24 protein-coding genes are annotated in these 24,663 nt (G+C 39.5%); 18 read left to right on the plus strand and 6 right to left on the minus strand.

From position 1 onward, the window contains the following. Positions 1-57: 57 nt before the first annotated feature. Positions 58-1,539 carry a peptide MFS transporter gene (locus tag IGJ90_RS01720; protein WP_002355315.1) on the minus strand — a complete coding sequence of 494 codons (1,482 nt, stop codon included), beginning with the start codon at positions 1,537-1,539 and terminating at the stop codon, positions 58-60. Between the two features lie 817 nt (positions 1,540-2,356). Between IGJ90_RS01720 and IGJ90_RS01725 the strand changes: the two genes are divergently transcribed. Then, positions 2,357-2,956, plus strand: a complete 600-nt coding sequence (locus IGJ90_RS01725) for a LysM peptidoglycan-binding domain-containing protein (RefSeq protein ID WP_002355317.1) — start codon at positions 2,357-2,359, stop codon at positions 2,954-2,956. Positions 2,957-3,023: 67 nt separating this feature from the next. Here IGJ90_RS01725 and IGJ90_RS01730 read toward each other — a convergent pair whose 3' ends face one another. Next, positions 3,024-3,404, minus strand: coding sequence for a PaaI family thioesterase (locus IGJ90_RS01730; RefSeq protein WP_002355318.1), 381 nt, complete (start codon positions 3,402-3,404; stop codon positions 3,024-3,026). 110 nt (positions 3,405-3,514) lie between these two features. Here IGJ90_RS01730 and menB point away from each other — a divergent pair, with 110 nt between their 5' ends. The 6 genes from menB to menC are packed head-to-tail and all read left to right on the plus strand — an operon-like array spanning position 3,515 to position 10,859. Beyond that, on the plus strand, positions 3,515-4,384 hold the full coding sequence (gene menB, locus IGJ90_RS01735) for a 1,4-dihydroxy-2-naphthoyl-CoA synthase (protein WP_002391106.1): 870 nt from the start codon (positions 3,515-3,517) through the stop codon (positions 4,382-4,384). 4 nt (positions 4,385-4,388) lie between these two features. After that, a complete protein-coding gene (locus IGJ90_RS01740; protein WP_438767460.1) occupies positions 4,389-5,846 on the plus strand; it encodes an o-succinylbenzoate--CoA ligase in 1,458 nt (485 codons plus the stop codon). Next, the gene (locus IGJ90_RS01745; RefSeq protein ID WP_438767462.1) at positions 5,843-7,210 is read left to right on the plus strand and encodes an isochorismate synthase; all 1,368 of its coding nucleotides are present in this window, start codon (positions 5,843-5,845) and stop codon (positions 7,208-7,210) included. Before IGJ90_RS01740 ends, IGJ90_RS01745 begins: the two co-directional genes overlap by 4 nt. Then, positions 7,210-8,943, plus strand: a complete 1,734-nt coding sequence (gene menD / locus IGJ90_RS01750; RefSeq protein ID WP_002366107.1) for a 2-succinyl-5-enolpyruvyl-6-hydroxy-3-cyclohexene-1-carboxylic-acid synthase — start codon at positions 7,210-7,212, stop codon at positions 8,941-8,943. Before IGJ90_RS01745 ends, menD begins: the two co-directional genes overlap by 1 nt. Further along, entirely contained in the window at positions 8,931-9,755 is an 825-nt protein-coding gene (gene menH / locus IGJ90_RS01755; protein WP_002366108.1) for a 2-succinyl-6-hydroxy-2,4-cyclohexadiene-1-carboxylate synthase, read from the plus strand. The genes menD and menH overlap by 13 nt, the downstream gene beginning before the upstream one ends. Beyond that, positions 9,756-10,859, plus strand: coding sequence for an o-succinylbenzoate synthase (gene menC / locus IGJ90_RS01760; protein ID WP_002366109.1), 1,104 nt, complete (start codon positions 9,756-9,758; stop codon positions 10,857-10,859). It abuts the gene before it with no gap. A gap of 56 nt (positions 10,860-10,915) precedes the next feature. On the opposite strand, the gene IGJ90_RS01765 is transcribed toward menC, so the two are convergent. Next, positions 10,916-11,614, minus strand: coding sequence for a glucosamine-6-phosphate deaminase (locus tag IGJ90_RS01765; RefSeq protein ID WP_002366110.1), 699 nt, complete (start codon positions 11,612-11,614; stop codon positions 10,916-10,918). 251 nt (positions 11,615-11,865) lie between these two features. Then, positions 11,866-13,392, minus strand: coding sequence for an AMP-binding protein (locus IGJ90_RS01770; protein WP_002366111.1), 1,527 nt, complete (start codon positions 13,390-13,392; stop codon positions 11,866-11,868). 220 nt (positions 13,393-13,612) lie between these two features. Here IGJ90_RS01770 and IGJ90_RS01775 point away from each other — a divergent pair, with 220 nt between their 5' ends. Further along, positions 13,613-14,014, plus strand: a complete 402-nt coding sequence (locus IGJ90_RS01775) for an organic hydroperoxide resistance protein (RefSeq protein WP_002355332.1) — start codon at positions 13,613-13,615, stop codon at positions 14,012-14,014. A 43-nt stretch (positions 14,015-14,057) separates the two neighbouring features. On the opposite strand, the gene IGJ90_RS01780 is transcribed toward IGJ90_RS01775, so the two are convergent. Then, on the minus strand, positions 14,058-14,828 hold the full coding sequence (locus IGJ90_RS01780; RefSeq protein ID WP_225581367.1) for a sulfite exporter TauE/SafE family protein: 771 nt from the start codon (positions 14,826-14,828) through the stop codon (positions 14,058-14,060). Positions 14,829-14,997: 169 nt separating this feature from the next. On the opposite strand from IGJ90_RS01780, the gene IGJ90_RS01785 reads away from it, so the two are divergent. From IGJ90_RS01785 to IGJ90_RS01815, 7 genes are read left to right on the plus strand one after another with little or no spacing between them, the layout of a single operon-like run. Further along, the gene (locus IGJ90_RS01785) at positions 14,998-15,801 is read left to right on the plus strand and encodes a PTS mannose/fructose/sorbose/N-acetylgalactosamine transporter subunit IIC (protein ID WP_002358431.1); all 804 of its coding nucleotides are present in this window, start codon (positions 14,998-15,000) and stop codon (positions 15,799-15,801) included. Next, positions 15,794-16,612 carry a PTS system mannose/fructose/sorbose family transporter subunit IID gene (locus tag IGJ90_RS01790; protein ID WP_002355336.1) on the plus strand — a complete coding sequence of 273 codons (819 nt, stop codon included), beginning with the start codon at positions 15,794-15,796 and terminating at the stop codon, positions 16,610-16,612. Before IGJ90_RS01785 ends, IGJ90_RS01790 begins: the two co-directional genes overlap by 8 nt. Before the next feature lie 30 nt (positions 16,613-16,642). Beyond that, positions 16,643-17,119: a PTS system mannose/fructose/N-acetylgalactosamine-transporter subunit IIB gene (locus IGJ90_RS01795; RefSeq protein WP_002355337.1), complete on the plus strand. Its 477-nt coding sequence runs from the start codon at positions 16,643-16,645 to the stop codon at positions 17,117-17,119. Positions 17,120-17,135: 16 nt separating this feature from the next. Continuing rightward, entirely contained in the window at positions 17,136-17,987 is an 852-nt protein-coding gene (locus IGJ90_RS01800) for a MurR/RpiR family transcriptional regulator (protein ID WP_002355339.1), read from the plus strand. Positions 17,988-18,001: 14 nt separating this feature from the next. Continuing rightward, complete coding sequence (gene murQ / locus IGJ90_RS01805) at positions 18,002-18,892, plus strand: N-acetylmuramic acid 6-phosphate etherase (protein ID WP_438767466.1); 891 nt, start codon at positions 18,002-18,004, stop codon at positions 18,890-18,892. A gap of 12 nt (positions 18,893-18,904) precedes the next feature. Then, positions 18,905-19,894 (plus strand): serine hydrolase domain-containing protein, encoded by a 990-nt coding sequence (locus IGJ90_RS01810; RefSeq protein ID WP_438767468.1) that lies wholly within the window; start codon positions 18,905-18,907, stop codon positions 19,892-19,894. Positions 19,895-19,903: 9 nt separating this feature from the next. After that, positions 19,904-20,323 carry a PTS sugar transporter subunit IIA gene (locus tag IGJ90_RS01815; protein WP_002363016.1) on the plus strand — a complete coding sequence of 140 codons (420 nt, stop codon included), beginning with the start codon at positions 19,904-19,906 and terminating at the stop codon, positions 20,321-20,323. Positions 20,324-20,501: 178 nt separating this feature from the next. Here IGJ90_RS01815 and IGJ90_RS01820 read toward each other — a convergent pair whose 3' ends face one another. Continuing rightward, complete coding sequence (locus tag IGJ90_RS01820; RefSeq protein ID WP_002355344.1) at positions 20,502-21,311, minus strand: DUF1189 domain-containing protein; 810 nt, start codon at positions 21,309-21,311, stop codon at positions 20,502-20,504. Positions 21,312-21,504: 193 nt separating this feature from the next. On the opposite strand from IGJ90_RS01820, the gene IGJ90_RS01825 reads away from it, so the two are divergent. The 3 genes from IGJ90_RS01825 to IGJ90_RS01835 all read left to right on the plus strand — a co-directional run bounded on the left by IGJ90_RS01825 (position 21,505) and on the right by IGJ90_RS01835 (position 24,602). Then, on the plus strand, positions 21,505-22,113 hold the full coding sequence (locus IGJ90_RS01825; RefSeq protein WP_002361201.1) for a superoxide dismutase: 609 nt from the start codon (positions 21,505-21,507) through the stop codon (positions 22,111-22,113). 147 nt (positions 22,114-22,260) lie between these two features. Beyond that, the gene (gene dapF / locus IGJ90_RS01830; RefSeq protein ID WP_438767470.1) at positions 22,261-23,244 is read left to right on the plus strand and encodes a diaminopimelate epimerase; all 984 of its coding nucleotides are present in this window, start codon (positions 22,261-22,263) and stop codon (positions 23,242-23,244) included. 149 nt (positions 23,245-23,393) lie between these two features. Continuing rightward, positions 23,394-24,602 carry an LCP family glycopolymer transferase gene (locus tag IGJ90_RS01835; RefSeq protein ID WP_002390468.1) on the plus strand — a complete coding sequence of 403 codons (1,209 nt, stop codon included), beginning with the start codon at positions 23,394-23,396 and terminating at the stop codon, positions 24,600-24,602. Positions 24,603-24,663 lie beyond the last annotated feature (61 nt).

Here is a 24,663-nt window from a genome sequence, read left to right on the forward strand (position 1 = left end):
AAACGCTGTATAAAAAAGTTGCCTTTCAAAAAAGAGAAAGGCAACTTTTTTGACGGTTTAACGGACGTCACCCATTAAGTTTTGGATTGGTTTTTTCACAATGAATAAGAGAATCCCAGCAACGACAGCTACAAGTCCGACAATCCCAAAATATGCTGACTCTGTTCCAGGTGTATAGAAACGAGCAATTTGAGCGTTAATGGCTTGTGAAGCGGCATCTGCTAATAACCAAATAGCAACGGTTTGAGCTTCGAAAGCTTTCGGTGCTAATTTTGTAGTAATCGATAAGCCAACGGGAGATAAACACATTTCTCCGACAATCATAATGAAGAAACTAAAGAATAACCAAAGTGGACTCACCCGTCCTTCGGTACCATAAAGTAGACCTGGCAACATTAATAAGACAAAGGAAAGACCAGCAAAGACTAGCCCTAGTGAAAACTTCACAACTGTTGATGGTTGACGTTTACCTAGTTTTGTCCATAATGTAACAAAAATAGGGGTCAAAATAACTACGAATACAGGATTTAATGATTGGAACCAGCTAGCGGCAATCGGGAAGCCAAACAAACTCGTTTGCGTCCGTTCATTTGCAAATAGAGCAAGAATAGACGAACCTTGTTCTTCCAATGACCAGAAAACAATTGCTGCTAAGAATAATGGCAAATAAGCCAGAACTTTTGGTTTTTCTTCAGCAGTGACATCTTTAGACGTTAACATTTTGCTGAAATAATAAACTGGTAACAGGATTCCTAACACGCTGATGGTATTAATAAAGAAATCAATTGTTAAATGTCCTGTGACATAGGCGCCACCAAAAATAAGTAAAGCAACGACAATTGCCAACATAAATGCTTTAGCAAATTTCTTTTGCTCTTCTTTAGACATTGGATTAGTTGGGGCTTGACCAATCCCAGCAAGAGATTTACGTCCTTGGAAATAATATTGTAGTAGCCCGAAGAACATCCCTACTGCGGCAACGGAAAAGCCTAAATGATAATTATATTCTTGTCCTAAAGTTCCGACAACAAGGGGAGCGATTAAGGCTCCGATATTAATCCCCATGTAAAAAATGGAGAAGCCTGCATCTCTACGTAAGTCAGTTTTTGAATAAAGATGGCCAACCATCCCTGAAACGTTTGGTTTTAACATCCCAGTCCCAAATACAATCAACATAATAGAAACGAATAAGGCGGGGACACCAAATGGGGTAGCGAGAACAATATGTCCAGCAATGATTAGCAAACCACCAATAAAAACAGTTTTCCTTGAACCTAAGACACGGTCAGAGACCCAACCGCCAATGATACTGGACATGAAAACCATTGATCCATAAATGGACATGATGGCTAAGGCAGTTGCTTTGGGGAGACCTAAACCGCCATTGGCTACGGTATCGTAAATGTAATACATTAGAATAGCACGCATGCCGTAGTAACTGAAACGTTCCCACATTTCTGTGAAGAACAGTGTTGCTAGTCCTTTCGGTTGTCCCAGAAAGGATTTGTCTAATTTCTCAAGTTGTTCTTTGTCACTCATAGATAAAACTCCAATTCTTATAATATTCAGAATATTTGATAATAAAATGACTTAAATGTAGATTCATATATTTTATTACTCATAGATTGGAAAATAGAAAGAGAAAAAACTGATTATGTTTTTAAATAACAAGCGTTCGAGCGATTGTTTGTTTTTTATTCGTGAATTATGATAAAAATGAATATTTATTCTGCTTTATTTTCAATACTTTGTTTTCATAGTTGCTTTAGCTGTTCCTTTTTTGAATAAGATTAAAATGAATAAATAACAAGCAAAATATAAGATTTTTTTGTTTAACTCTTTTTGTTTCAATAGGAAGTGCTTAGTGTTTTTTCAGAATTGAAAAATGAATACGACAAAAAATTTATCTATATAATAGAAGGAAAAATAAAAATAGTGAATGATAAAAAAATTCAAAGAAAACACCCGTTCTTTTTAGGCCTGAGTTTTTGAAAAAAACATTCTCATGTCTAGTATCTTTAACATTTTGTTACTTTTTGACTGAAACGAATGTAAAAAAACCGACATTTAAGGGCTAATCAAGGGTTAGAAAACGGTTTCTCGAAAATAAAATCCTGTTTTTTTAACTTTTTTTCGCAAAATATAAACAGGATAATATCAAGCTTCCAGCAGCTTTTTATTACAAAATGTAACAAAACCGACATTCTAGTAATAAATTGTCACGAGATATTCACCTACGGCCGGCCATTCGATGATAAAGTATGTGAAGTCGTTTCGATAAACCGAAGCAGACGTGGTTGTTGCCGAGTGCTAAGAGCAACAATCAAATATTTTTAATTACAAAGGAGAAACATACATGAAATCAATCAAAACGATTTTACTTGGAACAACTTTGGCCGCAGGTTTAGGATTATTCTTAGGAACAGACGCAAACGCAGAGAGCTTATATACAGTTAAAGCAGGAGATACTTTATCAACAATTTCTCATCAATTTGCAGGAGACAATAGCTTAATTCAAAAAATTGCTTCTGATAACAAATTGCCAAACCTTGATTTAATTTTTGAAGGAGAACAATTAGTTATTCGTTCAGAAAAAGAAGTTGCTAATACTCCAGCACCAGCTGTAGAAGTTGCACCAGTTCAACAAGTAGTTGAACAACCTGTTGCACAACCAGTACAACAAGAAGTACAACAACCTGTTGCTCAAGAAGTAGCGCAACCAGCAGCACCTGCCGCAAGCAGTGATGCAAAAGAGTGGATCGCACAACGTGAATCTAGTGGTTCTTACGATGCAACAAACGGTCAGTATATCGGTCGTTACCAATTATCTGCCTCTTATTTAAATGGTGACTATTCACCTGCCAACCAAGAACGCGTGGCAGATCAGTACGTAGCAGGTCGCTATGGTTCATGGGATGCAGCTAAATCATTCTGGTTAGCAAATGGTTGGTACTAAAATTAAATAAACGAAGTAATCTAATTACTTATTAAAAACCATAAAAAAAAACAGTAACCTGTAAAGATTACTGTTTTTTTTGTCGATTTGTTAAGGTACAACGCCCCACGCTCGTCAATTGGTGGTCTGCGTTATATATTTTTGCTTCCCAAACTTGAAGGGTCTTTCCCGAGTGATCGGGTGTCGCAATCACGGTAAGGCTACCATCATGGACACTACGAAGATGATTTACTTGTAAGTCTATGCCGACAGCAAAAGTGTTTTCAGGAACGTTTTCGTTCGCACCTAAACTACAGGCAGTTTCAATTAAGACGCCGTTTAAGCCCCCGTGGACAAGGCCATAGGGTTGTTTATGCACGTCTTTTACCGTTAAAGTAAGCTGACATTTCTCAGCAGAAACCTGTTGAATCGTGATGCCTAAATACTCTAAAAGATGAATAGTAATCAGTCCTTTCTAATAAAAGAGAGAATAAAAGGTTTTTTATTTATTATACAGGAATGAAGAAAATTTGAAATAGCCATGTTTTTTCTTAAAATTCAAGCGACTTTTTCTCTAAAGTGCCGATTCTTGTGTATAATAGAAAAGATGAGATTAATGAAGGAGGTTTCCTAATGAGAAACTGGACAACAATTAAAGAATATGATGAAATTTTATTTGAGCAAGCAGGCAAAGTAGCAAAAATTACTATCAACCGCCCGCATGTTCACAACGCATTCACACCAAAAACAGTCATGGAAATGATTGATGCATTCAACATTAGTCGTGATAAAGAAGATGTCGGGGTTATTATTTTAACAGGCGCAGGTGACCAAGCATTCTGTTCTGGTGGCGATCAAAAAGTTCGAGGTAATGGTGGTTACGTTGGCGAAGACAATATTCCACGTTTAAATGTATTAGATTTACAACGGTTAATCCGTGTCATTCCCAAACCAGTCATCGCAATGGTGAAAGGCTGGTCCATTGGTGGCGGCAATGTTTTACAATTAGTCTGTGATTTAACAATTGCGGCGGAAAATGCTAAGTTTGGGCAAACAGGACCAAATGTCGGTAGCTTTGATGGTGGATACGGCTCAGGTTACTTAGCGCGTGTTATCGGCCATAAAAAAGCAAAAGAAGTTTGGTTTATGTGTAAACAATATTCTGCCCAAGAAGCTTTAGATATGGGTTGGATTAATACCGTTGTTCCATTGGATCAAGTAGAAGATGTGACAATGGAGTGGGCAGAAGAAATGTTAACCAAAAGCCCGATTGCTTTACGGATGATTAAAGCCTCTTTAAATGCCGATACAGATGGCTTGGCTGGTGTGCAACAATTAGCTGGTGATGCGACACTTCTTTACTATACAATGGCTGAAGCACAAGAAGGCCGAGATGCATTTAAAGAAAAACGGACACCAGATTTCGATCAATTCCCTAAATTCCCATAAACCAATGACTTGGTTAAATAAACAAGTACAAAAACGTCCCGATCATCCTGCTTTTTATTTTCAGGATGAATCTTGGACGTTTTTAGAAGTGCAACAAGAAGTCAGCCATTGGGTAACCACATATCAACAGGTGCTTGCACCAGAAGAAAAACGTGTGGCTTTATTCAGTAAGAACAGCAAAGAGTTGTATTTTTCAATTCTAGCCTTATGGGAATTGGGGAAAGAGTTATTATTTTTAAATACGCATTTGACACTTGCTGAACTGACTTTTCAGTTAAAAGATGCGCAAGTTAAAACGATTATTGGTGCGCCTGAAACGCAGGCTTTGTTAGAAGAAATTTCTTTTGTCGACGTTCAGCCAATGATTAAAAAACAGCATAGTCTTTCACATCAGGAGTTTCAACAGCCAAGTGACTTAGAGTCGGTGGCTTCTATTATGTATACATCAGGAACTACAGGACAGCCTAAAGGGGTCTTGCAACGGTTTAAAAATCATTTGGCCAGTGCTAGAGGCACTCAAGAAAATATGGGGATTACTGCTGAAGATTGTTGGTTGTGTGCAGTCCCATTATTTCATATTAGCGGATTGTCGATTGTTGTTCGACAACTCGTCTTAGGTTGTAGTATTCGCCTTTACGATAAATTTGATGAACAGCAAGTGACACAAGATTTACAAGAAGGCCGTGGAACCGTCATTTCAGTGGTTGCGACAATGTTACAACAATTATTGTCTGTCTATCCTGAGGCTGGCTACAGCGCCAGCTTTAAAGGAATGCTATTGGGTGGCGGACCGATTGCACCGGATAAATTAGCGCAGTGTGAGGAAAAAGGGATTCCAGTCATTCAATCTTATGGGATGACGGAAACGTGTTCGCAAGTTGTTGCCTTGAAATTTGAAGATGCGGCACTGAAAATCGGCTCTGCTGGGCAACCGTTAAAAGATATGCAGATCAAAATTGTTGATGAACTAGGACAAGAACAGCCAGAAAAGCAAGTCGGAGAAATTTTACTTAAGGGAACAAACGTTGTTTCAGGTTACCTTAACCATCGTCAACCTGAAAAATGGACAGCGGATGGTTGGTTTAAAACAGGCGACATGGGCTATTTAGATGCACAAGGTTACCTGTATTTGGTTAGTCGTTTAAGTGAACTCATTATCTCTGGTGGTGAAAATATTTACCCCACTGAGGTTGAACAGGTGTTACAGGCGATAACAGGAATTAAAGCAGCGGCAGTTGTAGGAGAACCAGATGTGCAATGGGGAGCCGTCCCAGTTGCTTATGTGATTAGTGACCAAGAACTCACCTTAGCGCAAATTCAAGACCAGTGTTCACGAAAACTGGCAAAATATAAACGACCGAAACGCATTTATTTTTGTCATTCTTTCCCGCAAACAGCGAGTGGAAAGATTGCCAAACATCGTTTCATGACAGAAGAAAGAGAGGCGTTTTTAATCAGATGAAATTGCCTGATGAATTACGACAAGCCTATCAGAAGAATGCCCGTCAGTTCAGTTGGGTTTTTCCATTAGAAACAGAACAAACAGCCTTGGCAATTTTTGCCGCTGGTGAAAAGGCATACCAAGGAGAACGTTTTTTTTGGCAAACGCCGAAAAAAGATTTTGCTTTGGTTGGCTTCGGATATGAAACTATCTTAAAAGGTGCAGAAACAGAAACGCAGCAATTGAACAACCTTTTAAAAAAAGAGGCGGCAACTCGTTTTCAAAATATGTCTATTTCTGGTACGGGGGCTCTTCTGTTTGGCGGTTTGCCTTTTGATACAGAACAAACGCCTACTGAGGCCTGGGGAGAGTTAGGGGAAGGTTGGTTTTATCTACCAAGTATTCTATTTACTTTTTCAGGTTCACGTATTTATGGAACGCTGAACTTTTCAGGTTCTAGTGAACAAGAAGTCGAGGAACGTTGGTCGACTTTGGTGGCTCAGTTTGATCGCTTGTTAGCTACCTGTGAGGAGTTGCCAGCTGTAGCGGAAACAAAGATTGACAAGGAAGAAGTTGCCGTGACTGAATGGCTACAAGCTGTCAACGAAACAGTAGCAGTCTTAAGAGAAGATGGCCCTTTAAAAAAAGTGGTTTTGGCTCGACAACTTGCTGTGAGCAGTCCTGAAAAAATTCGAAGTAACCAAGTGCTCGTTAATTTAATGGCACAACAACAAAATACGTATTTGTTTGCTTTAGAAGCCAAAGACACAAGTTTCATTGGTGCAACACCAGAACGACTTCTGTTGGGTACTAAAGAAACGTTTGCGACCGCTTGTATTGCAGGAACCATTAAAACGGGTCAAACACCAGAAGAAACGAAAGCTTTAGGAGCACAACTTTTACAAGACCGCAAAAATACCGGAGAACACCAAATTGTGGTGGAACGTTTAGCGAAAGAGTTGGTGAAGATGACGACTTCTGAAAACAGTATTCAAGCACCCATTATTTTGGAAAATCGAGATGTACAACATCTTTATGTGCCAATCTCGGGTCAACGTAAGCCGGGAATTTCGTTCTTGGAAAGTGTGATGCAACTACACCCAACGCCAGCTTTAGGCGGTGAGCCCAAAGAGTTGGCAGTCGAATGGATTCGACAATATGAGCCAGGGAGTCGTGGGTTATATGGTGCGCCAATCGGTTGGATTTCAGGGAATGATGATAGTGGCGAGTTTGCTGTGGCCTTGCGTTCAGGTGTCTTTGCTGGTCAGCAAGGCGTTCTTTATGCAGGTTGTGGTATTGTTGCGGATTCCCAAGCAGAGCTAGAAAGAGAAGAAACGAAAATAAAATTTCAACCGATGTTACGAGGAATTGGAGGGCAGGTTTAATGAATCATCAAGAAACAATGACCGATTATTTAACGGCCTTTATTGAAGGCTTAAAAAATAGTGGGGTTGAACAAGCAGTCATTAGTCCAGGGTCCCGTTCCACACCACTGGCTTTATTACTTCATCGGGAAACCGCAATCCAAACATTTGTCGATGTCGATGAACGTTCCGCTGCTTTTTTTGCTTTAGGATTAAGTAAAGCGAGTCAAAAACCAGTGGTCTTACTTTGTACCTCTGGAACAGCAGCTGCAAACTATTATCCAGCAATTTGCGAAGCCAATATTAGCCATGTACCCTTAGTTGTTTTAACAACGGATCGGCCGCATGAGTTACGTCAAGTTGGTGCTCCTCAAGCCATGGACCAATTACAAATGTATCAAAATCACGTGAAATTATTTGTTGAAATGGCTTTGCCAGAAGCAACAGAAGAGATGTTGAATTACGCCTATTGGCAAGGCGCTAAAGGAGCAGCATTCGCGCAACAAACGCCTGCAGCACCTGTTCATTTGAATTTTCCTTTGCGGGAACCATTATTACCTGACTTAGAGAGAAAAACAAAGAGTTCTCAACAAACGGCTTTATTCGCTGGTCAATCAATCCTTTCTACAGAACAAGTGCAACAGCTAGCGGATCAATGGTACCAGAAAAACGGCGTTTTGGTTGTCGGTGGCAGTCATACAGAGGAAGAAGCGGCGTTATTTATTCAATTAGCCGAAGCTTTGCAATGGCCGTTACTAGCGGATCCTTTAGCAAACATTGTGACACATGGGCAAAATAGTGAAGTTGTTATTGCACATAGTGATCTGTTTCTAAATGTGGCGACCTTGCCACAAGAACCAGAAGTGGTAGTGCGCTTTGGTTCGCTGCCAATTTCTAAAAACATCATGTTATGGTTGAAACGCTTAGCAACGACAGAGACTACTTTTTATTTTGTGGACGAAAATGGGCAATGGCAAGAGCAATTGAAAAAATCACAAACAGTTATTCAGGCAAAGGAAACCACGTTTGTAGAACAACTGCTAACGGTTGTCAAACCAACAGAAGCGACTTGGTTAGCACAATGGCTCTTGCTGGAAAAAACGGTCTCTGAAGTTCTTCTAGAAACGCTGAACGCGACAGAATTAAATGAAACAACAGCCAGCTTAGCTGTTCACCAAACAATGAAAGAGAACGGTCAGTTATTTGTATCTAATAGTATGGCTATCCGCTACTTAGATCGATTTATGGATAGTCGCCCTTATCGGATGTTTGGAAATCGCGGCATCAACGGGATTGATGGGATTGTTTCAACTGCTTTAGGAATGAGTGCCGTAGCACCGACACAGCAAAACGTTCTACTGATTGGTGATTTAGCGCTATATCATGATATGAATGGTTTATTTTTGGCTAAACGTTATCAGTTGCCGTTAACAATTGTTTTATTAAATAACAATGGTGGCGGGATTTTCTCTTTTCTATCTCAACGAACTTTACGTGAGGACGATTTCGAGCCTTTATTTGGAACACCGCTTGATTTAGATTTTTCGTTAGTTGCTGAACTTTACGGTGCTTCGTACCAAGAAGTCAAAACAATCGCGGAGCTCAAGCAAATTTTACAAGCAGCGGCTGAAGAACCACAATTTCAAGTGATAGAAGTCAAAGGAAATCGCCAAGAGAATGTTCATTTGTACGAATCAATTTTAGCTGAAATTGGTAGACGAGTAGAAAGACAGGGGATTTCATGGAACGGTTAATTCGGGGGATGCAGTACCATTATCAATGGTTAACACCTTTTGATGCAAAGCGAACGACAGTAGTCTGTTTACACGGTTTCACAGGAACGTTAGCCACGTTTGCAGCCGTTTTTCCCAGTCAAACACCTTATAACGTTTTAGGCATTGATTTACCTGGGCATGGCGCGACTGCTAGTTTGGTAGCACCAGAGCGTTATACCATGAAACAGGTTTGCCATGATCTTGCTGAACTAACCGAATCGCTAAATTTGCCTTGCTTTTGTTTATTAGGCTATTCAATGGGCGCTCGAACAGCTTTAGGTTTTGCATTACATTATCCACAAAAGGTACAGCATCTTTTATTGGAAAGTGGATCACCAGGTTTGGCCACCGCCGCAGAACGTCAGGCTCGTATCTGTCAAGATCATCGTTTGGCGGAACGTCTCTTAGAGGAACCGCTTGTGGATTTTATTGATTTCTGGCAAGAATTACCGTTATTTCAAACGCAAAAAGCCTTGTCTGTGGCACAGCAAATGGCCATTCGGCAGGAACGTTTGAGCCAATCGGCCTTTGGATTGGCTAGTAGTTTGTGGTATATGGGGACAGGAGCGCAAGAGAGTTACTGGGAACGTCTAGCAGAATTGCAGCCGATTCCTACCGATTTATTGGTAGGCGGCGAAGATCAAAAATTTATTGGAATTGCGAAAAAAATGCAGGCACGTCAACCGTTGTTGAGGCTGACAATTTTTCCTGAAGCAGGACATTGTATCCATTTAGAACAACCAACGATTTTCTATGAAAAGGTGACAGCGTTATTGGAAGGAGCCGTCTGAATGAACATTCAATCAATTGAAACCTATCAGGTTCGTTTGCCTTTAAAAACGCCGTTTGTCACGAGCTATGGTCGCTTGGAAGAAAAAGCGTTTGATCTATTTGTAATAACGGATGAGCAAGGAAATCAAGGGCTTGGCGAATTAGTGGCTTTTGAGCAGCCTGATTATGTGCAAGAAACGTTGGTAACCGAACGCTTCATCATCCAACAGCATTTAATTCCGTTACTTTTAACAGGAGCGCTTGAACAGCCGCAAGAGGTTTCAACAATTTTTGAAGAAGTTAAAGGGCATTGGATGGGAAAAGCTGCGTTAGAAACTGCCATCTGGGATTTATATGCCAAACGGCAACAGAAGAGTTTAACTGAATTTTTTGGACCAACGCGGAGGAAAATTCCTGTAGGGATTAGTTTAGGGATTCAAGAAGACTTACCTCAATTGCTTAAACAAGTTCAGTTAGCTGTAGGAAAAGGGTATCAACGAGTGAAGCTGAAAATTCGTCCCGGTTATGATGTGGAAGCCGTTGCTTTGATTCGTCAGCATTTTCCTAACTTGCCTTTAATGGTCGATGCCAATTCAGCGTATACATTGGCTGATTTGCCTCAATTACAACGTTTAGATCACTATCAATTAGCGATGATTGAACAGCCTTTTGCTGCAGATGATTTTTTAGATCACGCACAATTACAAAGAGAACTGAAGACAAGAATTTGTTTGGATGAAAATATTCGTAGTCTCAAAGACTGCCAAGTGGCGTTAGCATTGGGAAGTTGCCGTAGTATCAATTTGAAGATTCCTCGTGTAGGTGGGATTCACGAGGCGTTGAAGATTGCCGCATTTTGCCAAGAAAATGATTTATTGGTTTGGTTAGGTGGTATGTTTGAGTCTGGTGTTGGTCGCGCATTGAATTTGCAATTTGCGTCACAGCCTACCTTTTCCTTTCCAGGTGATATTTCAGCAACGGAACGCTATTTTTATGAAGATATCATCACGGAACCTTTTATTTTAGAGCAAGGGACAATGACCGTGCCTCAGGGACTTGGTATTGGTGTTACACTTTCCCAGACGAATTTGCTAAAATACAGTCAGTATCAAAAAATCATGTAATGATAACAAAATTGCGCCTATGACTATGCAGAGAAGCATAATCTAGGCGCAATTTTTTATTTTTCTAATTGACTCGCTGCGGCTTCATCCAAGAGAACCGTTAAATTTGGGTGGAGTTGAAGAATAGAAGCAGGATACGTTTCTGTGACAGGTCCTTGGAGCACTTGTTTGACCATCTGAGCTTTTTGTGCCCCATTTACAATTAGGACAAGATGCTTAACTTTCATGATGCTGGCTGGCCCCATCGTAACAAAGGTCATGCCTGGCTGCATCATTTCAGGAACAAACCAAGGCTCTGAACCAGTGACGGTCACTTGGTAGGTTTCATTTTTAAAATGAGTGGTAGTGGGCATGTTCCCACAAAAATGACCATCTGCTCCTAAGCCAATTAACATCAAATCTAAGCCGCCTGCGTCAGCAATCCGTTGTTCTTGTTGTTGAAAGTTTTCGACAGTTAATGGATGGATGTTTTGCTCGGATATTTCCGCAGGTGTCAAATACAGCGTCCGCAAATCTGTCAGAGTAATGCCTTCCTTTTGATGAGGAACGGGGATTTCATCAAAGTTATAATAATGAACATTATCAAAGTCAGATGAGTTTTTCACAATCGAGGCTAATTTTTGGTAAACAAGTGCTGGCGTTTTACCAGCGGTAATTGATAAATTCACTCGTTTATCTTGGCTCATCGTGCTTAGAAGTAACATTTTTGCCCATTCGCTCATCGTGTCGAAATCTTGTTTAATTAAAATTTTCATACTTGCTCACTCCATTCTTTGAATAAGCTAAGTATAATTTGTGGGAACCATCCCATGTCAAGCTCTTCACAAAAAGGATTTAATTAACGGTATGCAAAAGAAAGAGGAGCAGCCGTCAAAACGACGACTACCCCTCTTTTTAAAGCTTAAGATAACCTACAACGAGTTAACTTTTTAGCTTTCTGCTCCACTTGCTCCAACGCTGGTCTAAACGTTCTTTTGACCAACACTGTTTAACAAAGAATTTTATTTTATTGTTCTTTCAACCATTTTTCTAGTTGTAAACGTTGCACTTTCATAGTAGCTGTGTGAGGTATTTCGTCAAAAGCCATAATGATAGGTTCGTTTAAATGTGGTAAATCGGCTACTTGTGTCCACCAAGCGTCCCAATCCATTTCTTCCCCAGGGACAACCGCTAAAATTGGCTGAGGTTCATTTTCTTTGCCACGGACAATAATCACTTCTTCTAAGAAATCTAATGCATCCAATAAATGATCTTCAATAGCTAAATTACTGTCGATGTTTTCAATTAGATCTACTTGGCGATCTTTCAAGAATAAGTGGCCGCGTTCATCTAACATTCCGTAATCGCCGCTGTCCCACCATTCGCCGTAGACATTTTCTGCAAAGCGGGCATCTTCTTTGTAATACGTTAAGGCCCGTCCTTTTGATAAGAATTGGATATGGCCATCCGTCATCGCAGGTAAAACTTGTCCTTTTTCATCGGTAATTCGAGCTTGTGTTAAATCCTCTAAACCAACACCCATGTCACGAGCATCTGAATCTTTTAGGGAGTCTAAAGTATGCGCTCGTAAGATCATTGGCCCGCATTCACTTTGACCATAAACTTGTAGGAAAATTGGTTCATTGGCAGCAGATGCTTTTAAGAAAGCCACCATTGTAGCGTTGTTAATTGCATCAAAAGTAGAATGATAATAATGGACACTAGCGAAGGCTTCAGGTTTTTCTTTGGCCAAACGAACCCATTGAACGAAGTTATTGGGGTGTGTTTCTACAGCGATTGGTTGATAGGTGCTGAACATTTCAGCGACTTTTTCGCTCGAAGCATTTGCTAAAGGCATCATAGGGAAGCCCATGGCCATTAAAGAAGACACGCCAATGTTAAAACGAGAATGAACTGGCGAAATATGAAAGCCAACTAATTTCTTTTCAGCAATTTTTGTGAAAATGGTTTTTTGCCATTTTGTACGCCAACCCATAGAGTGATTGGAATGACAGATAAGTTTAGGAATACCTGTTGTTCCAGAGGTGTGAGTCATGTAGGCAATTTCGTCTTTAGTCAGTTCGTCTTGAGGAACTTCCGTGGCATCAGCTTCTAAAAGAGAAGCAACCGAAAGTTTTTTATTGGCAGAGCTGTTACGAACAGCTTGAACTTTTTCAGCAGTCACATCATCAAATAAAATATAAGGATCTTCTAAACGATCAACGAATACTTCAATTGTTTCAAAAGGTAAATGGTATGAAACCATTACAGGAACGGCGGCTAGATATGAGGCTGCAACAGCTAGTAAATACGTGTCGAATTTAGGACTTTTATAAATAATAATTTTGTCGCCTTTTTTTACACCTAAAGCGGCTAATTGATATGCCCGTTTCAAAATTTCTTGATGGCTTTCACCATAAGTTGTTTCTAAGCCAAGTGCAGGAAAAGCAGGCAAAGATTCATCAAAAATAATTGGAACAGTTGGTGTTTTTTCTGCGGCTTCTTGATAGTTTGTGTAGAGGTTTAATGGTTGATAATCAAGTAAGTGTGTCAAGGGAAAGTCTCCTTTGTAAAATAGTTTGTGTACAAATGTACAAGTTCACTTTATCCTATCATAGAATGGGTTCTTTTTCTACGTCAAAAATACAACGTTAAATGTTATTTTTTATTATTCACAAGCACAACGTTTGCTGTATCTGGCAAAGTTTCCTACAATAATTATGTAAGTAACAAGTTCTCAGAAGTGTAAAACTTTACAAAGGAGAGGAATTTACATGAAAAAAATCTATGAAACAACTATCATTAATACGGGTGGACGTGCAGGAGAAGTTCACTCACCGGATAAATCATTTTCTTATGCAGTTGCTTCGCCAGGTGTCAAGAAAGAAAATACAACAAATCCAGAACAATTATTCGCAGCGGCTTACAGTGCTTGCTTTAACGGTGCATTAGAATTAGTGATGGATCAAGAAAAAGTCGAAGGTAAAAGTACAGTAACTGCACGTGTTTCCTTATTCCAAGGAGAAGATGGATTTAGCGTTGGTGCTGAATTAGAAGTTCATATTGATGGGGTAGATCAAGCTAAAGCAGAAGAACTTGTTAAAAAAGCCCACGAAATTTGCCCATATTCTAAAGCAACAAGAAATAATATAGATGTTAAATTAACAGTGATTTAATTAAAAAAGAAGCGTTTTGTCTATACGACAAAGCGCTTCTTTTTTAGATAACAGTCCACAAATTATACATATTTAACAAAATAACTAAAAAAACAACTAAACTATAAATTTGGGCGACCCGTTGTTGAGATAATTTTTTACTGAAAAGACCGCCGACATAACCACCGAATAAAGCGGCAGGAATAATAGCCCAAAGCATTGTCAAATCAAAAACCGCAAACCCTGTGGTCAAGCCGATATTGCCAAGTTTGGCGAGTTGGGAGAAAAAAATAGTAATGATGGAATAGACAGTTGCTGATTTGATATCCATTCCAAAAAAGAGAATAAGGCAAGCTACATTAATGGGACCGCCACCGATGCCTAAAAAGGTTGATAGAATCCCTAAGCCTAATCCGACAATCAGAAAAATGCTCAATCCGTTGAGGTGTAAGTGCCAGTTGGAAAATTGATTGTAGAGAAGAACCAAAACCAAGGTCAGCAACATGATGATATATTGGATTAGTTGTACTTTTTCTTCATTTGGCGCTAGTGCAATCGCCTGATTAAGAAGTAAATCACCTAACATGCCGCCGACTAAGGAACCAAACGAAATACTCGCGGCTTTTTTCCATTCAATTTGGACACCATTTTGATACTGTTTATAAGTCGAAGAAATGGACATGACAAAAACAGCGACACTTGAATAGAACGCAATACTATTTAACGAATGGAACCCAAGAAAATCCAAAACAGGCTTAATAATGACGCCTCCACCCATCCCAGAGAGCGCCCCAACTGTATTGGATAGAAAAATAGTTATGAAATAAATCAGCAAAACCCGCACATAATCACTCCTAAACCGTTTTCTTTTAGTATAGCACAAAAATTATATAAGAAATGTAATTTCATTTAAAAATATTTTTAAAAAGAACTTGAAATGATATTTCTTTAATGGTATTCTACAAATACAAAAAAGAAAACGCATTCAAGGAGGATGAGAAAGCATGACAGTATCGATTGGTATTATTTTGATTTTATGTCTTTACACAGTTGTTGGTGTACTTGACCAAATTTCTATTCAGATTGGTCCATATACACCATTGTTTGCTGCAACGTTTACTGGCCTAGTCTTAGGAGATGTTCAAACAGGTTTGATGATTGGGGCAACGCTTCAATTGATGACATTAGGCGTAGCGACTTATGGAGGAGCAACAGTCCCAGACTTTCTTTCAGGGGCCATTATGGGAACGGCTTATGCAATCATTTCAGGGAAAGGGGCAGAGTATGGTATCGGAGTTGCGGTTCCAATTGGGTTATTATTAACACAACTAGATATTTTAGGCAGAATGGCTAATACGTTTTTCCAACACAAAGCAGATCGCTATGCGGAAGAAGGCAATTATAAAGGGGTCGAGCGCTGCAATGTTTTAGGAATTTTTCCTTGGACGATTTCTCGTGTCATCCCAGTTTTTATTGGCCTAGCTTTTGGTGAACAAGTTGTAAACGCTATCAATAATTGGATTCCTATTTGGGTGATGAATGGGCTAAAAGCAGCAGGCGCTATTTTACCAGCGATGGGGATTGCTATTTTAATGCGTTACTTACCAATTAAAACATACTGGCCCTATTTTATTATTGGGTTCGTGTTACTTGCTTATGGGGCCCAATTCTTCTCAGTTTTAGGTGTCGCACTGGTTGGCTTGGCTTTAGCAGCGATTTATGTGATGAATCATAACAAAGGCGGCGCAGCTACAACAAGTGGCACGGTTATTTACGAAGATGATGAGGAGGTTGAGATTGATGACTAACAAATTAACAAAAAAGGATATTAATAAAGTTTACGTCCGTAATCTTTTTGGCTATCAGTGGGGCTGGAACTATGAAAAAATGCAAGGACTTGGTTACGCTTGGGTGATGATGCCTGCATTAAAGCGACTATATAGTGAAGATCCAGTAGCTATGAAGAAAGCCTTGAAGACACATCTTGGCTTTATGAATACAACGCCAGCCATGTCGCATTTAATTGTCGGAGCTGATATGGCTTTGGAAGAAGAAGTCGGCATTGAAGATGAAACGGCCATTACTGGCTTGAAAACAGGTCTAATGGGTCCGTTTGCTGGTGTTGGTGATACCATTTTTATCGCGATTTATCGTGCGATTGTTTTTTCGATTGCAGCTTACATGGCGCAAGGGGGACAGGTTGTTGGGTTACTGATCCCGTTAATTGCCGGAGCAGTGGTCCTATGGGTTCGCTATAAATTCACTTGGATTGGTTACCATCAAGGGAAAAAAATTGCGACAGAATTTGCGGATAAAATGAAATTGTTTACGCAAGGTGCAGCTATTTTAGGGTTAACGGTGGTCGGCGGTTTGATTCCTTCGGTAATTACTTACAAATTAGATTTAACTTATAAAATGGGAGATGTAACATTATCTGTTCAAGAAATGTTGGATAAAATTTTACCCGCATTAATTCCTTTAGGGATTGTTCTTTTATCCTATTGGTTACTAGGGAAAAAGAAAATGAATTCAACACGGCTAATCTTTGTTTTAATTTTAATTGGCATGGTTTTAGGCAATTTACAACCAATGTTGGCTTGGGTTGGCGGTTTATTTTAAAAAAATAGTATATAATAGGAGAGATTTATTATGACAATTGTACATGCAAGAGTAGATGAGCGTTTAATTCACGGACAAGTTGCAACCGTTTGGACGAATACGGTTGGCGCACAAAGAATCATGGTAGTAAATGATGCCGCTGTCAAAGATCAATTACAAATTGGTGCCTTAAAAATGGCTAAGCCTGCAGGAGTTAAATTATCCATTTTATCGAAACGTAAAGCGATTGAAAAAATTTTAGCAGGCAATTATGATGAAGAAAAAGTCTTTTTAATTACGAAAGACATTGCAGACATGGCGGCTTTAATTGATGGCGGTGTCCCATTACAGAGCTTCAATGTCGGCAATATTTCTCAAAAAGAAGGCAGTCGAGCAATTAAAAAATCTGTTGCATTAACCGATGAAGATATTCAAACCGTTCGTCGTTTAACAGATAATGGGGTGACTATTACCGCACAGATGATCCCTTCTGAACCAAACGAAGCAATTTTAACTTTCATAAAATAGAAATGGAGATGAGAAGATGGAGCCAATCCGTTCAATCAGACAAAAATATAAGGACTTTTCCAAAGTAAATAAGAGAATCGCAGACTATATACTGAAGGATCCGACCCGTCTTCTCTCATTAACAGCAAACGAAATTGCTAGCAATAGCGAAACTTCTCCAGCATCAGTTACCCGTTTTTCTAAACAATTAGGGTTTGACAGCTGGGAAGAGTTAAAACTATCCATTGCAGCGGTACAAGCTGCCAGTAACGGTAAAAAAGATATTGATCCAATTGTAGCGGCGGATGATTCGGTGGATACTATTTGTATGAAAGTGGAATCTTTATTAAATGCTACGATTGAGGATTTATTTTATACAGTGGATAAACAAGCCTTGGAACGAGCAATCGCGCATGTTAAAAAAGCGGAAAAAATTCATTTGGTTGGAATTGGTGCCTCTTCTTTAACGACTTATAATCTTTATCACAAGTTTAACCGCGCTGGTCGCCAAGCGATTTTTAATTATGATAGTCACATGATGTTGGAGTTTTTAAATTATGCAACGGCACAAGACATTTTGATCACGGTCTCCTATAGTGGTTTGACAAAAGAAGCCTTAATCGCCTGTGAAATTGCCAAAAATAGAGGTGCAACGGTTATTTTTATTACCAGTAACGATGGAGAAAACGTGCGATCATTGAGCGATGAAGTTCTTTTAGTCCCCAATAATGAGCACCTCATTCGAGTTGGGGCTATTTCATCGATTGCTTCGTCAATGGCAATTGGCGATGTTCTGTATTTAGGTTCAATTCAAGATGATTTAGACACAGAAATTGAACGCAATATGATTGAAACGAGTCAACTTGTCAGCCGTCTAAAAGAGAAGTAGGGGTGTGCAAGCAAATGAACTTAGAAGGATTAACGACAGAAGCCAGAAATGAAGCGACTAAAAAGATTGACCAAGTGTCAACATTAGAAATGGTAACTTTAATAAATCAAGAAGACCAAAAGGTAGCACAAGCAATTGAAAAGGTGCTTCCGCAGATCGCTGCAGCAATTGATGCAGCGGCAGAACGATTTAAAAAAGGGGGCCGTTTAATCTATTGTGGTGCAGGAACGTCTGGACGTTTAGGTGCTTTGGATGCGATTGAATTAACACCCACATATAGTGTGTCGCCAGAACGCGCATTTGGTATTTTAGCTGGTGGTGAAAAAGCAATGTATCAAGCAATTGAAGGCGCTGAAGACTCGAAAGAATTAGCTATCGAAGATTTAACGCAACATCAATTGACCGCCCGAGATGTCGTAATTGCGATTGCTGCTAGTGGTCAGACACCATATGCCGTTTCCGCAATTGAATACGGAAAAAAAGTGGGCGCTCTAACCATTTCAGTTACCTGTAATAATCAAAGTCCGATGAATCAATTGGCGGAAATTGGGATTGCGCCAATTGTAGGACCGGAAGTCATTACAGGGTCAACTAGAATGAAAGCGGGTTCAGCACAGAAAATGGTGTTAAATATGTTTTCAACAGGGATTATGGTTAAAGTAGGGAATATCTATCAAAATTTGATGGTCAACGTACAACCAACGAACGAAAAATTAATTCAACGTGCCACGAATATCATTAAAGAAGCAGCAGAAATCGAGGAATCGCAAGCCAAAGAATACTTGGAGGCAGCACAGCTAGAAGTGGCACCAGCCATTGTAATGGCGAAAGCCCACGTTGATTTTCAAAAAGCCAAACAACTATTAGCAGAACATGACGGACGGATTTCAGAAGTTTTAGCATAGAAGTGGTGAACAATGAATCAAATCGCAATTCAAGAAACAATTCAGAGACTGATTAATCAGCAAGTAGTTCCGGGTGTCGCTTGGGGAACGATTACAGAAGGTAGCTTATCAGAACAGTATACGGGCTTTTTAGGTAATACTGGTCCATTTGCAAGACAAAAGGTTTCATCAGCTAGCCTGTATGATTTAGCGTCCTTAACGAAAGTTATTGGGACAACAAATCGAATGTTACAATTAATCGATACAAATCAGCTTACTTTTTCAACCACTGTGGGGGAAATCCTACCTGATTATCAAGGACTATCTTGTTCGATTGGGGAGCTTCTACTGCATCAGAGCGGACTGCCAGCTGATGTTGTCGATAAGAAAAATGTCACAAAAAAAAGCTTGCAAGAAATCATTTTAACGCATTCGTTATCTGGACGAGGGAAAACCACTTATTCTGATTTAGGGTATTACTTATTGGGAGAAATTATTCAAGTATTGGATCGCTGCTCATTAGAAGAGAGCTTTCAAACATACGTATTTCAACCAATGAACCTACAGCATACAAGTTTTACGGTCAGCGATTTTGCCCAGGCAGTGCCCACAGAGATTACAAAACAACGCAGCGTTATTCAGGGGGTGGTCCACGATTCGAAAGCCTATCAACTGAAAGCGCCAATTGGCAGTGCAGGGTTATTTGCAACTTTACCAGATTTACTCACTTTTGTTCAGTGTTTTATGAACAATCGCTACCCGTCTGGCAAACCATTATTTTCTGAAAAAATGTTCGATGCTCTCTGGTCTATGAACCAAGGGGGACGTACATTTGGTTGGGAAGTGAAAAAGACGCAAGCAGGGGCAGGCTATTTGTATCATACTGGCTTTACTGGAACGGCGATTGGTATGAAAAAAGAGGCCAAAGAAGCCCTAATTTTGCTGACGAATCGGATTCATCCCACTCGTGAAGAACGTGGCTTTCTGAAAGCACGAACAAAAATTTATCAGCAGTATTTTTAGGAGGATATGATGAAACCAAAATTAATTTTAATGAGCCATGGACGGATGGCAGAAGAAACCTTAGCTTCTACTCAAATGATTGTCGGGGAATTAGCAGATGCTGCGATTGTGTCAATGACCGCAGAAGATGGCTTGAGCGGCACGCAAGCAAAACTGGCAGCAATCTTAAAAGAAGCTGGCAATGTCCCGACGCTTGTATTAGCTGACTTAAAAGGAGGAACACCTTGTAATGTGGCTATGATGGCCATGGGCACTTATCCGCAATTGCGAGTAGTCGCTGGACTTAATTTAGCAATGGCAATTGAAGCAGCCGTCTCACCTGTGGAAAATGTGGATGAATTAGCTGCATATTTAACGCAAATTGGCCAATCTGCGGTGACCACGATTGACTTACCTGAATTAACAGATGAAGAAGAATTTGAAGAATAGAAAGAGGTCGGGACGGAACCGTTTAGCTCCGAGAAATAAGAAGGAATTTCCGAAAATTGCTTTTTAATTTTTGGAGAATTTCGGCTTATTTCCGAAGGAGTTGGTTCTGTTCCCGCCGTTTATCAGGTTTTGAGCCTGGAACAAAAATCCAAAGTGATTTTTGTCCCAGGCTCTTTTTTTAAGAACCAGGGATATTCCGTGGTTCGTTTTTGGTTGTGACAAAGAAAAAGAATAGACTCAGTAAAATAACTAGGATGCCATCGTTAAACATCGGATTTACGAAGTTTAAAATAGCACTTAAGATAACTGGCACGGTAGCACAATACGTAATAATTTTTAAACAATCAATCAAACGTAAAGAATAAAAACGTAATTTTGAATAGAGAGATGCACCGATAGCGGCAATCAGTAAGTCTAAAACTAAACCGATTAGAACAGGGTAGATAGCCACTAAAAAGACAATGAGTTTTGTCCACCAAGGGATTGCTGCTTCACTTAGCGCAGTCTTGATACTCTGAGCGTTAACGCCATCTAAGGTTCCTTTACTATAGGGGAAGATAAATTGGTCGGTGCCTAGAATTGATTCAGTTGCTCCTGAATTCGGTAAGGCGACTACAAATTCATCTTGTAAAAAAGCCAAACCAAACGCATTACCAATTAAATCCTTTTGGACATCAGCGGCTGTACGTTTTCCATCTGGATCAAACGTAAAAATAATCGAGTCGGTTTGATAAATAAAGCCAGATTCTTTGGCCTTTGTTTGCAACGTACCATTTTCAATAGAAAAGTCAGGCAACTTTTCTGCAATTTTTTGGCCATCTTGTTGCACCTCTTGTAGCACAGAAAAGACTTGTTTGGTAATAGGTAGTGCTAAAATAGCGCTTAAAAAAACAGCATAGAGAATTACTTTCCAAAACGCCATTTTTTTCGCATGCCGTAATTCTGAAACTGAAAAAAAGGCCTGCTTAAATAATTGCAATGTATTCATTTATTTACTCCTCACATCATTCTTCTACAGGTCATTCTAGCGAATTTATGAGGGAAACACAAGGTAATCTCCCTCTTTTGTAAAACTTTTCTTTTGGCAAGCAAACTATTTTGTAGAAAGCGGTTCACTCTGTTATCATAATAGTTGTATGAAAGACGTATGTTACATACTAAAAAATAGGGGGATTTAAAAAATGACTTACACATTACCAGAATTACCATATGCTTATGATGCATTAGAACCTTACATTGACGTGGAAACAATGCACTTACACCATGATAAACACCACAACACTTATGTGACTAACTTAAACGCAGCGATTGAAAAACATCCAGAATTAGGCGAAAAATCTGTAGAAGACTTAATTTCAGATATGAATGCTATTCCTGAAGATATCCGCACAGCCGTTCGTAACAATGGTGGCGGTCACGCAAACCATACATTCTTCTGGGAAATTATGGCACCAAATGCTGGTGGACAACCAACTGGCGCTATTAAAGAAGCAATCGATGAAACATTTGGTAGCTTTGATGAAATGAAAGCTGCTTTCAAAACAGCTGCAACTGGCCGCTTTGGTTCAGGTTGGGCTTGGTTAGTTGTGAATAACGGTAAATTAGAAATCACTTCAACACCAAACCAAGATTCACCATTAATGGATGGCCAAACACCTGTTTTAGGTCTTGACGTTTGGGAACATGCGTATTACTTAAAATATAAAAACGTTCGTCCAGATTACATTGAAGCATTCTGGAACGTTGTTAACTGGGATAAAGTAAACGAACTTTTTGCTGCAGCAAAATAAGTTTGCCAATTGTGAAGGAAAGAGTCAAATGACGGCTGTCATTTGACTCTTTCCTTTTACAAATCCAGGGTCGAAATAGTTGTTCGTTTATGGCATACTAAAGTAAGTAGGGAAAGATAACGGATACATAAAGAAGGAGCTAAAAAAATGAATGTTATGATGCAAAAAGTACACGGGTCAGAAAATGATTTCTTTTTATTATTGGATGAAACACAGTTTGAGCGTTCTTTAACCGCTGAGGAAATTGAGCAATTGCGCATCCAGTTATGTTCGCGGGAAACAGGATTATTGGCGGGAGCAGATGGGTTACTTTTGGTAGGAGAAGGGACTCATGGCACGTCCAATGCTAGAATGCGAGTGATTAACAGCGATGGTAGTGAAGCAAGCATGTGCGGGAACGGCTTGCGTACGGTTGCCCGTTATTTAGCTGAAAAAAACCAAGAAAAATCATTTACAGTTGAAACAATGTTTGCAGATTTGAAAGTACGTCAAGCCCCCAATTTAGCTGAAGAAGTAGCGACTTACCAAGTGGAAATTTCACCAGTAAGTTTTGAAGCAGTCACTATCCCAATGCATTTAGGGGTCCAAACATTAATTGATGAAATCGTACCAGCCTTATCTAACACCATTCGCTTTACAGCGGTAGCAGTGCCTAATCCGCACCTTGTAGCATTTGTGGATCACGAAACCTTAAATGGTCCAGAATTTGAACGAATCGCTTCCTATGTAAATAATGAAAATCCATATTTTCCAGAAGGGATAAATGTGAGTTTTGTTGAAATTCTTGGCAAAAATCAACTATTTGTTCGAACGTATGAACGTGGTGTAGGTTTTACCAGTGCTTGTGGGACAGCTATGTGCGCAAGTAGTTTACTTTATACATTATTGAAAGATGGTGTTTTTTATGAAGAAATAACCGTCAAAAATGCTGGAGGTATGGTGAAAACAGTCGTCCACGAAACGTCAGATGGCAGTTATTGGATGGAATTAATTGGGAATGCCACGATTACGCATTTGATTGAAGGATCACTGACTGATTTACTAAATGGTGCATTTGAGAAAATAACTATCACTGAAACGAATGAACAGAAACATTATCAAGAATTTCTGCAAACACTTTCTCAAAAATAACAATTGTTCCTTGATAAAGCGCTCTTTTATTTTACAATTGTGTTAAGTTCTTGTTCCAAAAAATAAAAAATATTGCTTGAATAAGCAAACTATGAGAAAATAAAGGGCATGAATTAAGAATTATTCTTAGATAAACGAGGAAGTGTCTTATGAAACTATGGAAAAAAGTAGTACTGGGCTTCTTGAGCGTCTTGCTAGTGGTAGTAGCTGGGGTATGTGCTTACGGGATTAAGATGTATTCAGATGCCAATTCAACAATTAATGGGATCTATCAATCAGTTAACCGTAAGTCCAATAAAGGAGCTACGGCCAATATTGATGCGCAAGAACCATTCTCTGTTCTTTTAATGGGGATTGACACAGGCGATTTAGGCCGAACAGAGCAAGGTCGTTCAGATACTACAATGGTTGTAACCATCAACCCGAAAGAAAACAAGTCCACAATGATCAGTTTGGATAGAGATATTCTAACAGATATTGTTGGAAATGACACACAAGACAAATTGAACCATGCCTATGCATTTGGTGGCGCCGAAATGGCGATTAATACAGTCCAAGAATTACTGGATATTCCCATCCATCACTATGTATCCATCAATATGAAAGGGTTAAAAGACCTGATTGATGCGGTAGGCGGTATTGAAGTAGATAATACGATTGGTGAATTTACGTTGGACGGTATTACTGTTCCAGCAGGTAAAATCAAGTTAGATGGCACGACAGGTTTGGCTTATGCGCGGATGCGTCACGAAGATCCTGAAGGAGATGTGGGTCGTCAACGCCGCCAACGAGAAGTTGTTGAGAAAATTGTGCGCAAAGTCATGAGTTTTGATGGTGTTTCAAAATATCGAAAAATTCTTGATGCTGTTGAAGCCAACGTAAAAACAGACTTAACTTGGGATGACATGATGGACATCCAATCAAAATATTTGTCTGCCTTTAAAACAATTGACTCTGAACAATTACAAGGATACAGTGCAACCATTGATGATATTTATTATCAAGTCCTAGATCCAAATAGCTTATACAAAACACAAACAACGCTTAGAAAACAACTTGGTTTAAAAGAACATGCTTCTGAACGTGAAAAAGATTTAGCCTTTTATAATCAGTTTAGCTATGCTGTTACAGATACTGCACTGATTGGTGAATCTGGTGATTCAAGTGCCAATAGCTCTACTAGTTCGAGTAGCACAGCGGACACCACAGCCGGACAAACAGAATACAACGGCAATACGCAACAAGCAGCAGAAGGAGCCTACGATCCGAATACGTACGTTGACCCAAATGCGTACACAGATCCAAACGCTTATGCTGATCCAAATACGTATGTGGATCCCAACGCACCACAATATTAATCTGTTAAACAAACTCAAAAACTTCTATTTCTGATGGGAAATAGAAGTTTTTTTCTTTTAT

Origin of the sequence: Enterococcus sp. AZ129, from assembly GCF_051714505.1 — a bacterium.
GTDB lineage: Bacteria > Bacillota > Bacilli > Lactobacillales > Enterococcaceae > Enterococcus > Enterococcus faecalis.